We start from the raw sequence: 14,970 nt of genomic DNA on the forward strand, positions 1-14,970 counted from the left end.
CAGCGCTCAGTACCAGGCCAGAAGCGCCAGCAGAATCGGGTACGGCAAAGCCACGGTCGGACGCAAGGCCGATTTCAAGTACTCCAGCAGCAGACCGAGGCTGCCGGGCCGCTGCTGCAACCACTCGCTGTGCAACTGCATGGCCTCGCTCGATGCAACGTCGCTGCGACGCAAGGCCTGCTCCAGCCTCAGTAAACGGTCCGACAAACGCGCCTGAAAGGTCTTGAGCACCGCCTCCTGGAGCCAGACCAAAATCAGCAATGCCCAGAGCCACGGAGCACCCCAGGCAGCGGCGCACAAGCCCATGGCGAACAACTTGAGCGCCAAGGCGGCGAGCTCGTACTGCTCATGGGCCTTGAACAAGGCCAGCCATTCCTGGCGCCGTGCCTCGTCGGCCACGTCAGCCCGCTCCGGACCGGCGTTGGTGCTCATTTCGCTTCCAGCTGTTCCCAGCGTTCCATCAAGACCAGCAGCTCTTCGTCGATCTGGCCGGCCCGGTCCGTCACCTCGGCGATACGAGCCGCGCCCTGGCTGTACAACTCGGTTCCAGACAGCAAGGCATTGAGCTGCTTCTGCTCGGCTTCGAGCGCCGCCACCTTGCCCGGCAGCTCATCGAACTCGCGCTGCTCCTTGTAACTGAGCTTTTTCTTGTTGGCGACCACCGGTGCCGGCGCTGGGGCCGGAGCAGGCCCGGCTGGCGTCGGCGCAGGCGTGGCCTTGGCCGCCAGGGCAGCCGCGCGCTTGGACTGGACCAACCAATCTTGCACGCCGCCTTCGTACTCGCGCCAACGGCCGTCGAGCTCATTGACGATGGTGCTGGTGACAACGTTGTCCAGGAATCGTCGGTCATGGCTGACCAAGAAAACGGTGCCGTCGTAGTCGGCCAGCAACTCTTCAAGCAGCTCCAAGGTCTCGATGTCGAGGTCATTGGTCGGCTCGTCGAGCACCAGCACATTGGCCGGGCGTGCAAACAAGCGGGCCAGCAGCAAGCGGTTGCGCTCACCGCCGGACAGGCTGCGTACCGGTGAATTGGCACGCGCAGGCGAGAACAGGAAATCGCCCAGATAGCTCTTGACGTGCTTCTTCTGGTTGCCGATCTCGATCCACTCGCTGCCCGGGCTGATGGTATCGGCCAGCGTGGCGTCGAGGTTCAGCGTGTCGCGCATCTGGTCGAAGTAGGCCACGGTCAGGCGCGAACCCTGACGCACCTCGCCGCTGTCCGGGGCCAGCTCGCCGAGGATCATTTTCAACAGCGTGGTCTTCCCGGCTCCATTTGAGCCCACCAGGCCGACCTTGTCGCCCCGCAGAATGGTGGCGGTGAAGTCACGCACGATGACGCGGTCGCCGTAGCTCTTGCAGACGTTCTCCAGCTCGGCCACGATCTTGCCGCTGGCGCCACCGGTGTCGATGTCCAGCTTGACCTTGCCCTGCACATCGCGCCGCGCCGCATGGGCCACGCGCATGGACTCCAGGCGCTGGATGCGCGCCACGCTGCGCGTGCGCCGCGCTTCCACGCCTTTGCGGATCCAGATCTCCTCCTGGGCCAGGATCTTGTCGAAGCGCGCATTGAACAGCGCCTCGTTCTCCAGCTCGTAGGCCTTGGCCGCAGTGAAAGCAGCAAAGTTGCCGGGGTAACCGCGCAGCTGGCCGCGGTCGAGCTCGACGATGCGATTGGCCACATTGTCGAGAAACGCCCGGTCGTGGGTGATCAGCAGCAAGGAGCCCTTGAAGTCGTTGAGCAAGCCTTCCAGCCAGGTGATGGCATCCAGGTCCAGGTGGTTGGTCGGCTCGTCGAGCAAGAGCACATCGGGCTGGGCCACCAGGGCCCGGCCCAGGGCCACACGCTTCTTCAGTCCGCCCGACAGCGAGCCCACCAGACGCGAACCGTCAAGATTCAAACGGTGCAGGGTTTCCTCGACACGCTGCTCCCAGTTCCAGGCACCGATGTGCTCGATGCGCTCGGCCACCCAGTCCAGATCGTCCTCGGGATCGTGAATTTCATAGCGCGCCCGTAAGGCCTTGGCCTCGGCCACACCCTCGCTGACGGTGTCGAAGATGCTCGACTCGGCGTTCATCACCGGCTCTTGCGGCACATAGACGCTGGTCAGGCCTTGCTGCAATTGCAACAAACCGTCATCGAGTTTCTCGATTTGAGCCAGCACCTTGAGCAAGGAGGACTTGCCGGTGCCATTGCGGCCAATGAGGCCGACGCGCTCACCCGTTTCGAGTGAGAAGGAAGCGCCATCGAGCAGGGCCACGTGGCCGTAAGCAAGATGGGCGTTGGAGATGGATAGGACTGCCATGGGGGCGCATTGTCCTCGACCCGGAGCTCAGGCTCGAAACACGTGGCCCTAAAGCGGAGCGACAGACACCCAATCCGGGTGAAAACCCAAGCAATTAGCGTTTTCCCCGCCCTCCATCCTCAGGGGGTACCAGGGATTTCATGGGTTCGTCATCAAAACGATGACGGTACAAGGAACAACGTGTGGTCCTGCACAGATTTTTAGAGCAGGACCTCCGAAGTTTCCCCGGACCTGGTGCCGGGTGCAGTTTTCGACTCGTATTTCAGGAGAAGAACATGTCTACCGCTTCCGTTTTCGCCCGGGCCTTCATTCCCGCCCTGGTCGCCGCCCTGGCCGCTGGCAGCGTCAACGCTGCCACGCTGGATGAAGGATTCGACGCCGTCTTGCCGGCCGGCTGGACCGCCAAGAACAACAGCGTGCCCCTCGGCACCAGTGGATGGTTCCAAGGCAATGCCACGGTGTTCGCCTCGCAGTCGGGTGCCGCCAATTCCTACATCGGCGCCAACTTCAACAACACCGCCGGCGCCGGCGAGATCAGCAACTGGCTGATCACCCCGACCCTGAGCTTCAACAACGGCGACACCCTGAGCTTCTGGAGCCGCAGCGTCACCGATTCGCTGTACCCGGACCGCCTGGAAGTGCGCTTCAGCAATGTCGGTGGCACCGATGTCGGCAACAGCGACACCAGCGTCGGTAGCTTCACCACCCTGCTGCTGAGCATCAACCCGAATCTGGAACAAGGCGGCTACCCCGGCGAGTGGACCCAGTACAGCGCCATCATCAGCGGCCTGAGCGGTGCCACCGACGGCGCCATCGCCTTCCGCTACACCGTCAACTCGGGCGGCCCGTCCGGTGACAACTCAGACTACCTCGGCATCGACAGCGTCAGCATCACCGCCGCCGTGCCGGAACCCACCACTTGGGCCCTGATGGCTCTGGGCCTGGGCGCCATCGGCCTGCGCCGCCGCAAGCAGTTGCAGCAAGACCGCTGATCCCAGCTGGCTTTCGCACTGACAGGAACCCGCGCTGGCAACAGGGCGGGTTTTTTTATGCCCGTGGCGCGCAGATGCGCCTGGGTTCGGCCCTCAGAGCTGCAGCTCGACGCGGTTGCGACCCTGGCTCTTGGCGCGGTAGAGCGCTCGGTCGGCCCGGCCGAACAAGCGGTCGGCATCATCGCCGCTCTGCCACACGGCCACGCCGATGCTGGCGCTGCGTACCCCCGGCAGGGCGGACGCTGCAGAGGCTGAATTGGCGATGGCAGCGCGCAGACTTTCGGCCATCGCCAGTGCCTGATCGGCCCCCATTTCAGGCAGCAAGACCGTGAACTCCTCGCCGCCGTAACGGTAAGCCCGGCCCGACTTCAGCTCGGCTTGAAGGCACAGGGAGAACTGCCTCAGCGCAGCATCGCCGGCGCGGTGGCCATGCTGGTCGTTGAAGGCCTTGAAATGGTCGATGTCCAACATCAGCACCGCAAAGGACTGCCCGGCATGTTGAGCCAGGCCCAAAGCACGGACCATGTCCTCATCGAGTGCGCGGCGATTGGCCAGACCGGTCAAACCATCACTCAAGGCCAGTTCGCGCACCTCCTGCTCAGCCCTCGTCTTGCACATCAGCAGAAAACCGAGGCTGCAGATCACCAGATAGACAAAGCTGAAGACGAAGACCGGCTCCTGCCAGCCCTTTGACATATCCAGATAGTCGGGCTGGTCAGCCCCCAAGGCCAGCAGCAGGGCGCGCAGCGGCAGGACCAGGCCCATCAGCAAATGCACGAGGGCCACCAAGGTCTGGACTCGCACCAGACCGTCCAGTCCCAAACGGGGGGCGAACGGCGGCGCGGCGCGGCGGTCGCGCCAGAGCACCCAGGCACTCAGCAGTTGCAACAAGCCGTAGGCAAAGCCATTGAAGATGGTGGCGCCGACATATCGCCCACCGAAGGCAAGGCCCACCGCCGTCACCGCCAGACCCATCAGCAACAGCGGCTGCCAGCGCCAAGCCAGACCAAGGAACTGACGAATGGCCACGAACAACAGAGCGACGCCGAGCGCACCCAGGGCATTGGCCAAACCACCCGAGAGCAGCGCCGGAAGATGGCCGGCCCCGGCCAACAAGGAATAGGACAAGCCCTCGGCGGCAATGCCCCAGGTCCAGGTGCGCAAGCCATTGGCTTGGTCCGCCGAGCTGCGGGCCAGCCAGAGCGTGAAAGCCACGGTGACCAGCAAAGCGGTCTGGGCGAGAAACAAGGTTCGAAGGTCCACGGCAGACTGAGGCAGCATTCACAAGGGGCGGCAGGAGCAAGGGCTCCGCCGCCATCCTAGCCGGCGATGATCACGACAGTTCGCCGAAACAAACCCGCTCACCCCTACAGCCACGGTCTGCCAGCGCACGGTGGCGAGCCAGAGCGAGGCGCATGCTGCAGGCATTCTTTCACCGCAACAACGAGGTCGATGCCATGTCCAAAGGTCAACGAGGCAACAAAGAAGTCAAGAAGCCCAAGCAAGACAACAGCGGCGCGAAATCCGGCGTGCCCCTGGCCATGCCCTCGGGCCTGACCCCGATCGCACCGGCCCGCGCCGAACTGCCACGCAAAAAGCCCTGAACGCCGACCCTCAGGCGCAGAGCTGCGCCGCGTGGTGGCGCAGGTGATCGCCGACAAAGCTGGCGATGAAGTAGTAGCCATGGTCATAGCCGGCGTGGCGACGCAGGGTCAGGCCTTGCCCGGCGACGGCGCAGGCCGCCTCGAAGGCTTCCGGGAACAGCTGAGTCGCCAGAAAACCATCGGCCAGACCTTGGTCGATCAAGATGCCGCCGGGGAACTGTGGCCGGCGGGCCTTGGCATGCATGAGCATCAAGGCGGTTGCATCATGGGCTGCCCAGTCGGCCGCGTCCCCTCCCAGGTAGCCCTGGAAAGCCTTCTGGCCCCAGGGGCACTGCATGGGTGCGGCAATCGGCGCGAAGGCCGAAAGCGAACGGAAAGCGCCGGGATGGCGCTGCGCCAACACCAGCGCACCATGGCCGCCCATGGAATGGCCGAAGACACCGGTCCGCTCGGCTGCCAGGCCAAACTCGCGCTGCACACCTGGCAGCAGCTCGTGCATCAGATAGCTTTCCATGCGCCAGTGTCGGGCCCAGGGCTGCTGCTTGGCATCCAGGTAGAAGCCGGCGCCGACACCGAAATCCCAATCCTTGGCTTCATCGGGCACTTGAGCGCCGCGAGGACTGGTGTCGGGCATCAGCAGGGCCAGGCCCAGCTCGGACGCCAGACGCTGCGCCCCGGCCTTCATGGTGAAGGTCTCCTCGGTGCAGGTCAGGCCGGCGAGAAAGACCAGCAGCCCCTTCGGCTGGGGCGGCAGGTAGAGCGCAAAGCGCATGGGCAAGCCGATCTCGGCCGAGGCATGACGGTAGAAGCGCTGACGTCCCCCGAAACTGCCATGCTCCCCGAGCAGCTCCAGCGCTTGCAAAGCTCCCGCCACGCTCAGAACTCCACCACGGCGCGGATCGACTCGCCGCGCTTCATCAGATCGAAGCCTTCGTTGATCTGCTCCAGCTTGAGCTTGTGCGTGATCAGCGAATCGATATTGAGCTTGCCGTCCATATACCAGTCGACGATCTTGGGCACATCGGTGCGGCCGCGGGCGCCGCCGAAGGCGCTGCCTTCCCATTTGCGGCCGGTCACCAGCTGGAAAGGCCGTGTGCTGATTTCGGCGCCGGCCTCGGCCACGCCGATGATGATGGAGCGGCCCCAGCCCTTGTGCGTGCACTCCAGGGCATCGCGCATGACTTTGGTGTTGCCGATGCACTCGAAGGAATAGTCGGCGCCACCATCGGTCAGCTGCACGATGTGGTCGACCACGTTGCCGACTTCCTTGGGGTTGATGAAGTGGGTCATGCCGAACTGGCGCGCCATGGCCTCGCGGCCCGGATTGATGTCGACACCGATGATCTTGTCGGCGCCCACCATCTTGGCGCCCTGAATCACGTTGAGGCCGATGCCGCCGAGGCCAAACACCACCACATTGGCGCCCGCCTCCACCTTGGCGGTGAACAGCACGGCGCCAACGCCGGTGGTGACGCCGCAGCCGATGTAGCAGACCTTGTCAAAAGGCGCGTCCTCGCGGATCTTGGCCAGGGCGATGCCGGGCACGACGATGTGGTTGGAGAAGGTGGAGGTGCCCATGTAGTGAAAGATGGGCTTGCCGTCGATGGAGAAGCGGGCGCTTCCGTCGGGCATCAAGCCCTTGCCCTGGGTGCTGCGGATGGCCTGGCAGAGGTTGGTCTTTCGCGAGAGGCAGAACTTGCACTGGCGGCATTCCGGCGTGTAGAGCGGGATCACATGGTCGCCCGGCTTCAACCAGGTGACGCCCTCGCCCACTTCCAGCACCACGCCGGCGCCCTCATGGCCCAGGATGGCCGGGAAGATGCCTTCCGGGTCGGCGCCCGAGAGCGTGTAGTAGTCGGTGTGGCAGATACCGGTGGCCTTGATTTCGACCAGCACTTCGCCAGCACGTGGGCCGTCCAGTTGCACCTCTTCGATGCTCAAAGGGGCGCCGGCTTTCCAGGCAACGGCGGCACGGGTCTTGATCATGGGGAGCTCCAAAAACAATGGGGAAACAGACGCTCAATCGTCAGGCTGCCGCAGCATAAACGGCCTGCCCCGAGTCTGCAGCTGGAGCCGCCCAAGAGCCCGAATTCGTGAACGAATGCACAGTGACCACCCCCGATTCCTTCACCGATTCAAGGGGGATCGACCCTTGAATTCGTGACGCAATTCACGAATAGAGGCCCACCCCCCGCAGACAAACGATGTTGGCAGGCACCGACGCTCCCTAGTATTCGCCCCGCTACACCAATACCACCCGAATACCAAATACATCGGTACCCCATGAACATCCGTCAAATTGCCAGCAGCCTGATCCTTTCCCTGAGCGCCGCGACCAGCATGGCCGCCCCGGTGCTGATCGACTTCAACCAGCAAGCGTCCACCAAGGTGGGCAACAGCCTGCAGATCAGCGACTTCCTGATCAGCGACGATTGCGCCGGCCTCAAGAACAAGACCGACTGCCTGGTCGGCCAAGTCGCCAACAAGAACTTCTCGCTCTTCAACAACTACGGCGGCTCCGTCACCAGCCTGAGCCGCGTCGATGGCAAGGCTTTTGATTTCCTGAGCATCGCCCTCGACCAGTACATCAACAACGGCGACAACGGCAAGACCCCGGTGGAGTTCAACTTCAGCTACACCGACAAGACTGGCGCCAAGTCCACGGTCAAGGTCGACCACAAGGCCGGCTGGGAGCAGTTCAGCTTCAACCAAGGCCTGAGCCTGCTGAGCGTCAGCTGGACCGTGAAGAACTCGCAGTGGATGCGCTTCGACAACATCAGCGCCCAAGCCACGGCCAACAAGGTCCCGGAACCGGCCTCCCTGGCCCTGACTCTGCTGGCCCTCGGCGGCCTGGCTTACAGCCGCCGCAAGAGCAGCAAGCGCGGCTGAGGCCCGGCGGCCTGTGCCGCCGCCCCCGCACGATCAAGCACCGTCAGCTCCAGCTGCGCGGTGCTTTTTTCTTTGCCTTCAGGCTTTGGCCAGCGCAGCCTCCAGCGCGTCAATGAACATGGCGGCCACGTCGAAGCCGGTCTGGTCGAAGATCTCTTGGAAGCAGGTCGGGCTGGTGACGTTGACCTCGGTCAAGTGGTCGCCGATCACATCCAGGCCTACCAGCAGCAGGCCGCGTGCCGCCAGCAGCGGGCCGACAGCCTCGGCGATTTCACGGTCGCGCGCGCTGATCGGCTGGGCCACGCCCTTGCCGCCCGCGGCCAGGTTGCCGCGCACCTCGCCGCCCTGCGGAATGCGCGCCAGGCAGAAAGGCACGACCTTGCCGCCGATCACCAGCACGCGCTTGTCGCCGTCCTTGATGGCGGGAAGATAACGCTGCACCATGACGGTCTCGGCGCCGTCCTTGTTCAGAGTCTCGATGATGGCACCGAGGTTGAGGCCATCGGCACCGACGCGGAAGATACCCATGCCGCCCATGCCGTCGAGCGGCTTGAGGATGATGTCTCCCTGCTCGGCATGGAAGGCCCGGATGGCCGCCTCGCTGCGCGTCACCAAGGTGGTCGGGCAGAACTGCGGAAACTCCATCAGCGCCAGCTTCTCGGGATGGTCGCGCAACGCGGCCGGTTTGTTGAAGACGTGCGCGCCCTCACGTTCGGCCTGGCCCAGCAGATGGGTGGCGTAGAAGAACTCACTGTCAAACGGTGGGTCCTTGCGCATGACGATGGCATCGGTCTCGGCCAGCACCAGCTCCTGCGTAGCCAGCACCTCGAACCAGGGCGAGACCTGACCGGTCAGCGCGATCGCACGCGCCTGGCGCGCCACCACGCGGCCGCCGCTGCGCCAGACCAGATCCTGCGGCTCGCAGGCCCAGATCTGGTGGCCGCGGCGCAAGGCCTCGCGCATCATCACAAAAGTCGTGTCCTTGTGGATCTTGAAGGACTCCAAGGGGTCGGCAACGAACAGCAGTTTCATGGCGGATTCACTCACGAGAAGAGCAGGAAAGAAAAAAGGGTCAGGTCTTGCGCAGCTTCTGCACGGCCAGCGCGGCCGAGCCGGCCACCACGCCCCAGAAGGCGGCGCCAATGCCCAGCAGGCTCAGGCCCGAGAGGGTGACGAGAAAGGTCAGCATGGCCGCGTCGCGGTGCTCGGGCTCGGCCAGGGCGCTGTTCAGGCCGCCGGCAATCGTGCCCAGCAAGGCCAGGCCGGCCACGGCCGCCACCAGCTCGCGCGGAAAGGCCACCAGCAGGCCCACCACCGCGCCGCCGGCCAAACCCAGGGCGATGTAGAACAGGCCGGCCGCCATCGCTGCGGTGTAACGCCGGGCCGGGTCTTCATGGGCCTCGCGGCCCATGCAGATGGCCGCGGTGATGGCCGCCAGATTGAAGGCATAGCCACCGAAGGGCGCCAGCAGCAAGCCGGCTGCACCGGTGACGCTCAAGCTGGCCGACACCGGCGTGCGGTAGCCCGCCGCCCGTTGCGCCGCCACGCCGGGCAAGTTCTGCGAGGCCATGGTGACCAGGAACAAGGGCAAGGCCACGCCGATCAGGGCCGGCAGGCTGAACTCGGGCGCGGTCCAGACCGGCGCCGCCCAGGCCCAGTCCACGGCCTCCAGATGCAGACGCCCTTGCAAGGCCGCCATCACCACGCCGGCCAGCAACACGCCGGGCACGGCATAGCGGGCCCAAAAGCGCCGGCCCAGCAAATAGGCCGCCGCCATGACGAGCACCAGACCGGGCGCGGTTCGGACCGTCAGCACCGCATCGAGGCCGAAACGCGCAAGCACCCCGGCCAGCAAGGCCGAAGCCACGGCCAGCGGAATGCGGTCCATCAAGCGCTCGAACCAGCCGGTCACGCCGAACAGCACAATCAAGCCGCTGCAGACCAGAAAAGCGCCCACGGCTTCCGGCATGCTCAGGCCCGAAGTGGCCGCCAGCAGGGCCGCGCCAGGTGTGGACCAGGCGGTCAGAATCGGTTGGCGCGTCCACCAGGACAAGCCCAAGCTGGTCGCGCCCATGCCCAGGCCCAGAGCCCACATCCAGGAGCTGGTCTGGGCCGGCGTAGCGCCCAGGGCTTGCGCAGCCTGGAACACGATGGCCACCGAACTGGTGAAACCGACCAGCACGGCCACAAACCCGGCCACCGCGGTGGACAGGGAAAGTTCCCGGTACCAGGCATTTTTTTTCAGCATGCGCGCAGCATAGCGGGCCGGGTCCGGCCTTGTTGTGGCAAGCTCAAGCCAGGACTTTGCGAACCCACCATGTGCCGTTTTCTCGCCTACCTGGGTGACACGATCTTTCTCGATGAGCTGGTCTGCAAGCCGCAGCATTCCCTGGTGCGGCAGTCCTTGCGCGCCGACCAGGCCAAGGCGGTGACCAATGGCGACGGCTTCGGCATCGGCTGGTACGGTGAACGCGAAACACCGGGGGTGTACCGCGAGGTGATGCCGGCCTGGTCGGACGAGAACCTGCTGGCCCTGTGCGCCAATGTGCGCTCCCACCTGTTCTTCGCCCATGTGCGGGCCGCCACCGGCACCGGCATCGCGCGGCAGAACTGCCACCCGTTTCACTACGGCCCCTACCTATTCATGCACAACGGCCAGATCGGCGGCTACGGCCAGATCCGCCGAGCCATGGAGGCACGCCTGCCCGATCACCTCTATGCACGCCGCCTCGGCGCCACCGATTCCGAGCTGCTCTTCCTGCTCATCATTGCCCGCATGGAAATTGGCGAGGGTGTGGCCGATGCCGTCAGCCAAGTGCTGCGAGAAACCATGGCCATGATGCAGGTGCTGAACATCCACGAACCGCTGCGCTTCGCCGCGGCTCTCGCCGATGGCGAGCAGGTCTACGCCTTCCGCTTCGCCAGCGACAAGCGCGCGCCGACGCTCTATATGCGGGAGGAAGACGCGCGAGGCTTGGTCGTGGCCTCCGAGCCCCTGGCCGATGACCAGCAGGGCTGGGAGTTGATCCCGCAAGGCACGGTGCTGCTGCTGAGCAGCCAGGGCTTTCGTCACGAAACCCTGGCCTGAGGCCGCTCAGCCCAGCGGGCCTAGATCTCGACCTTGGAACCCAGCTCGACGATGCGGTTGGTCGGCAGGTGCAGGAAGTCGGCCGCGGCGGCCGCGTTGCGGTGCATGCTGGCGAACAGCTTTTCGCGCCACAAGGCCATGCCGCTGCCAATCGTCGGGATGACGATGTCGCGCGAGAGGAAGTAGCTGGTTTCCATCTCGTCGAGGTGGACCCCGTTCTGCTCCAGCATCTTCAGCGCATAGGGCACATCGGGCTCGTTCTTGAAACCGAAGTGCAGGCTGACGGCCCAGCAGGCATTGCCCAGCGACTCCACATGGACCCGCTTGTCGAAGCCCACCCAAGGCACCTCGTGGTGCTTGACCGTGACGAACAGGTTCTGCGCATGCAGCACCTTGTTGTGCTTGAGGTTGTGCAGCAAGGCATTGGGTGTCACACCGGCCTCGGCGGACAGGAACACCGCCGTGCCTTCGACACGCTGTGGCGGGCTGACGAACACGGCCTCCAGAAAGCTCTTGAGGTCGATCGCATCCTCGCGCAGCTTGCTGCTGAGCAGGCGTCGGCCCTGCTTCCAGGTCAGCATCAGCGTGAACATGCCGATGCCGATCATCAGCGGGAACCAGCCACCGGCGAACAGCTTGAGCAGGTTGGAGCCGAGGAAGATCACATCGATGACGAAGAAGAAACCGGTGGCCAGCAGACACAGCGGCAGCGGGTACTTCCAGCCGTAGCGGATGACGAAGAAGGTCATGACCGTGGTGATGGTCATGTCGATGGTCACCGCAATGCCGTAGGCACCGGCCAGCTTGCTCGACGAGCCGAACAGCACCACCGCCAGCACGATGAAGACGAACAGGCCCCAGTTGACGAAAGGCACATAGATCTGGCCCGTGTCACGCACGGAGGTGTGCAGGATGCGCATGCGCGGAAGGATGCCCAGCTGCACCGCCTGCTTGGTGACCGAGAAGGCGGCCGTGATCAAGGCTTGGGACGCCACCACCGCGGCGCAGGTGGCCAGGATGAAGAGCGGGATCTCGGCCCAGGCCGGCGCCAGATTGAAGAAGGGGTTTTTCACCGAGGCCGGCTCGGCCAACAGCATGGCACCCTGGCCGAAATAGTTGACCACCAGGGCCGGCATGACGATGCCGTACCAGGCAATGCGGATCGGCTTCTTGCCGAAATGGCCCAAGTCGGCGTACAGCGCCTCGCCGCCGGTCACCACCAGCACCACGGCGCCCAGGGCGACAAAGGCCACCCATTTGTATTCAAGGCAGAAGGCCACGGCGTACATGGGGTTCACGGCCACCAGCACATGTGGGTTGGTGAGGATGTGCGGCAGGCCCAGCAGGGCCAAGGCTGCGAACCAGACCAGCATCACTGGCCCGAAGGCCTTGCCGATGCCGCCGGTACCGAAGCGCTGCACCGCGAACAAGCCCGCCAGAACCACCAGGGTCAGGGGCAGGATGGCGTCGTGCAGATGAGGCGCGTAGACATCGATGCCTTCGACCGCGCCGAGCACCGTCATGGCCGGCGTGATCACCGCGTCGCCGTAGAAGATGGCGGTCCCGAACAGGCCGACCAGCATCAGCACACGGCGCAAGCGCGGGCTGCTGTTCACCGCATTGGTGGCCAGGGCCAGCATGGCGATCAGGCCGCCTTCGCCGTTGTTGTCGGCGCGCAGGATCAGCATCACGTACTTGAGCGAGACGATGATGGTCATCGTCCAGAACAGCAGCGAAAGCACGCCGAGGATGTTGTCCGGCGTGGTGGCGACATGGCCACCGTGAAAGACTTCTTTGAGCGCGTAGAGCGGGCTGGTGCCGATGTCGCCGTAGACGACGCCCAGGGCGCCGAGGGTCAAGCCGGCCAGGGCTGAGGGCGAGCGGGCCGTGTTGGAAGAACTCACGTGATGTTGCAGCACGCTTGCGGCGCCGCCGAGCCAAAAGTGCTATTTTGCGCCTGCTTTGCTGCGCTGCGGCAAAACTGATGAAACATCGGCATCGGCCGCCACAGGCTCGGCATCGGGCGGCACGGCAGCCAGCGCCTGCTGCACAAAAGCCACGGTGGCGCTGAACAGGAAGTCGCGGTTCTCGGCCCGGCTGAAGCTGTGGCCCTCATCCTCGGCCGTCAGGAACCAGACCGGCGTGCCCGCCGCGCGCACCGCCGCCACCATCTGCAAGGCTTCACCATAGGGCACACGCGGGTCGTTGCGGCCATGGACGATGAACAGCGGCTTGCGCACCGCTGCGGCCCGGCTCAGGGGCGAAATGCCTTGCAAAAATGCGCGCATCTCAGGGTCGCGCTCGTCGCCGTATTCGGCGCGGCGGTTGTCGCGACGGTAGCTTTCGGTGTTCTCCAGAAAAGACACGAAGTTGGCAATGCCCACGCGACAGATGCTGCCGGCAATGCGGGCCGACTCGTGCGTGGCCACCGCCAGCGACATATATCCGCCATAGCTGCCGCCGGAAACGATGACGCGGCGCGCGTCCATCTCGGGCCGGCTGGCGATCAGGTCCAGCAAGGCGCTGATGTCGCGCACCGCATCTTCGCGGCTGCGGCCGTTGTCCAGCTTGAGAAAGCGCTGGCCGAAACCCTCGGAGCCGCGCACATTGGGCAGGATCAGGTGCATGCCCAGGGTCTCGACCAGGTAGCGCAAGCTGCCCGACAGATGCGTGGGCCGGGCCTGCGCGCTGGGCCCGCCGTGGATGCTGATGAACACCGGGCGGGGCCCCTTGAAATGGGCCGGCGGCGCGATGTGCAGGCCGCTGATCTCCAGGCCGTCGAAACTCTTCCAGCGCAGGCTGGCGTAGTCCAAACCGGAAGTGGCGCCCTCCTCCCGCCCGGACCATGCCTGCAGGCCCGGCGCCTCGGGCGACCAAGTGACGATACGCCCGGGGCTCTGTGCCGAGGCGTGGTTGAAGGCCAGCAGGGGCAGGCGCGGATGCCATTGCGGCCCCTGGATCACTCCGGCCGGCAAGTCCGCCGCGACGCGCTGCAAGGGCTGTTCGCTGCCCAGCCGAGCCAGGCGCAGCACCGACACGCCGGCCTCGTTGTGCACCAGAGCCAGGGGCAAGGCGCTGCCAACCGGCGGCAGCGCCAGGGCCTCGAGATCGCCGGCCAGCTCGGGCAGGTTCACGGCGCGGCGCTGGCCCGTGGCGAGCTGCAACTGCACCAGCTGGCGGAAGTCGCCGTTCAAGGCCTGGCGCTGCAGCAGCACATCGTCTTCGCGGTGACGGTCCGCGTTGCTGACGCCGACCAGGGCTTGGCCACCGGGCGCGGCGGCCGGGTCCAGATCGAAGCGCAAGGTCTGGCTGCGCCCTTTGAGGGTGTGCAGGGCCAGCACCGTGCCGGCCGAGCTGATGCGCAAATCGGTGTAGCGCCCGCCGACAGTGTCGCCGAGCAGGCGCGCGCTCTCGGGTCGGGTCGGGTCCATCCAGAACAGCTGGCTGCGGGCACTGCGCGTGCGGGGCGAGGGCGCCGCAGCAGCGTCTTCAGCATCGGCTTCCGCTGCGTCACTGGTCACCGGATTGCGGCTGCCGTCCAGCTGATCCAGCACATAGACCAGACCATCCCCTTGCGGCAAGAACTGAAAAGCGCTGACGCGCGCACCCGGCGGCGTCAGGGGCTGCGGCTCGGCCAGGCGGGAGGAGTTCGCCTCGGGCGACTGCAGGCGGTAGAGCCGAAACGCCTCGTCGCCGCCACGGTCGCGGCTGAACACCAGGTACTCGCCGCGGCGCGGTTCCCACTGCGCGCTGTCCACACGCTCGCGCCCACCAGTCAGCGGCTGCGGGCGCGCGCCGGGCTCGGCCAAACGGTGCAGCTGCAGGCTGCCGCCGGCGCTGGCCAGCACCAGCATTTCGCGCCGCTGCGGATGCCAACCGACAAAACGCAGCACCGGGGCTTCGGCGCCAGCCGCCGCCACCCGCTGCAACGCCGGCAGGCCATCGGCCTGTAGACCAGGCGGCGGCGACAAAGGCCGGGCCAGGGCCAGGGCTACCCATCCAGCCCCAAAGAGGAACAGGGCGCCCACACGGCGCCATGTTTTGAAATGCTGATTCATTGCGCAACACCAAAAAAACAGGGGCGACTGCCTTCG

Annotated in this window: 13 protein-coding genes; 4 read left to right on the plus strand and 9 right to left on the minus strand. The window is 65.4% G+C overall.

Annotation, left to right across the window (positions count from 1 at the left end):
• Nucleotides 1-6 precede the first annotated feature (6 nt).
• The gene (locus tag LNV28_RS12160; RefSeq protein ID WP_263517811.1) at nucleotides 7-432 is read right to left on the minus strand and encodes a hypothetical protein; all 426 of its coding nucleotides are present in this window, start codon (nucleotides 430-432) and stop codon (nucleotides 7-9) included.
• Nucleotides 429-2,303 carry an ATP-binding cassette domain-containing protein gene (locus LNV28_RS12165; protein WP_263517812.1) on the minus strand — a complete coding sequence of 625 codons (1,875 nt, stop codon included), beginning with the start codon at nucleotides 2,301-2,303 and terminating at the stop codon, nucleotides 429-431. The genes LNV28_RS12160 and LNV28_RS12165 overlap by 4 nt, the downstream gene beginning before the upstream one ends.
• A 275-nt stretch (nucleotides 2,304-2,578) precedes the next feature.
• On the opposite strand from LNV28_RS12165, the gene LNV28_RS12170 reads away from it, so the two are divergent.
• Nucleotides 2,579-3,295 carry a choice-of-anchor J family PEP-CTERM protein gene (locus LNV28_RS12170; protein WP_263517813.1) on the plus strand — a complete coding sequence of 239 codons (717 nt, stop codon included), beginning with the start codon at nucleotides 2,579-2,581 and terminating at the stop codon, nucleotides 3,293-3,295.
• A 93-nt stretch (nucleotides 3,296-3,388) separates the two neighbouring features.
• Here the strand turns inward: LNV28_RS12170 and LNV28_RS12175 are convergent, their stop codons facing one another.
• Nucleotides 3,389-4,543: a GGDEF domain-containing protein gene (locus LNV28_RS12175; RefSeq protein WP_263517814.1), complete on the minus strand. Its 1,155-nt coding sequence runs from the start codon at nucleotides 4,541-4,543 to the stop codon at nucleotides 3,389-3,391.
• 167 nt (nucleotides 4,544-4,710) lie between these two features.
• On the opposite strand from LNV28_RS12175, the gene LNV28_RS12180 reads away from it, so the two are divergent.
• Complete coding sequence (locus LNV28_RS12180; protein ID WP_263517815.1) at nucleotides 4,711-4,899, plus strand: hypothetical protein; 189 nt, start codon at nucleotides 4,711-4,713, stop codon at nucleotides 4,897-4,899.
• A gap of 10 nt (nucleotides 4,900-4,909) precedes the next feature.
• Here LNV28_RS12180 and fghA read toward each other — a convergent pair whose 3' ends face one another.
• A complete protein-coding gene (fghA, locus tag LNV28_RS12185) occupies nucleotides 4,910-5,773 on the minus strand; it encodes an S-formylglutathione hydrolase (RefSeq protein WP_318013853.1) in 864 nt (287 codons plus the stop codon).
• Nucleotides 5,774-5,775: 2 nt separating this feature from the next.
• Entirely contained in the window at nucleotides 5,776-6,882 is a 1,107-nt protein-coding gene (locus LNV28_RS12190; protein ID WP_263518140.1) for an S-(hydroxymethyl)glutathione dehydrogenase/class III alcohol dehydrogenase, read from the minus strand.
• Between the two features lie 300 nt (nucleotides 6,883-7,182).
• Between LNV28_RS12190 and LNV28_RS12195 the strand changes: the two genes are divergently transcribed.
• Nucleotides 7,183-7,788 (plus strand): PEP-CTERM sorting domain-containing protein, encoded by a 606-nt coding sequence (locus LNV28_RS12195; RefSeq protein ID WP_263517816.1) that lies wholly within the window; start codon nucleotides 7,183-7,185, stop codon nucleotides 7,786-7,788.
• A gap of 78 nt (nucleotides 7,789-7,866) precedes the next feature.
• On the opposite strand, the gene gshB is transcribed toward LNV28_RS12195, so the two are convergent.
• Nucleotides 7,867-8,820 carry a glutathione synthase gene (gene gshB, locus LNV28_RS12200; RefSeq protein ID WP_263517817.1) on the minus strand — a complete coding sequence of 318 codons (954 nt, stop codon included), beginning with the start codon at nucleotides 8,818-8,820 and terminating at the stop codon, nucleotides 7,867-7,869.
• Nucleotides 8,821-8,860: 40 nt separating this feature from the next.
• Nucleotides 8,861-10,036, minus strand: coding sequence for a benzoate/H(+) symporter BenE family transporter (locus LNV28_RS12205; RefSeq protein WP_263517818.1), 1,176 nt, complete (start codon nucleotides 10,034-10,036; stop codon nucleotides 8,861-8,863).
• A gap of 69 nt (nucleotides 10,037-10,105) precedes the next feature.
• On the opposite strand from LNV28_RS12205, the gene LNV28_RS12210 reads away from it, so the two are divergent.
• Nucleotides 10,106-10,876, plus strand: coding sequence for a class II glutamine amidotransferase (locus tag LNV28_RS12210; RefSeq protein WP_263517819.1), 771 nt, complete (start codon nucleotides 10,106-10,108; stop codon nucleotides 10,874-10,876).
• Between the two features lie 20 nt (nucleotides 10,877-10,896).
• On the opposite strand, the gene LNV28_RS12215 is transcribed toward LNV28_RS12210, so the two are convergent.
• Both LNV28_RS12215 and LNV28_RS12220 read right to left on the minus strand, forming a co-directional pair.
• Nucleotides 10,897-12,780, minus strand: coding sequence for a potassium transporter Kup (locus LNV28_RS12215; RefSeq protein ID WP_263517820.1), 1,884 nt, complete (start codon nucleotides 12,778-12,780; stop codon nucleotides 10,897-10,899).
• Nucleotides 12,781-12,822: 42 nt separating this feature from the next.
• Nucleotides 12,823-14,934, minus strand: coding sequence for a S9 family peptidase (locus tag LNV28_RS12220; protein ID WP_263517821.1), 2,112 nt, complete (start codon nucleotides 14,932-14,934; stop codon nucleotides 12,823-12,825).
• Nucleotides 14,935-14,970: the final 36 nt, after the last annotated feature.

Source organism: Paucibacter sp. DJ2R-2 (assembly GCF_025717675.1).
Lineage (GTDB): Bacteria > Pseudomonadota > Gammaproteobacteria > Burkholderiales > Burkholderiaceae_C > Paucibacter_A.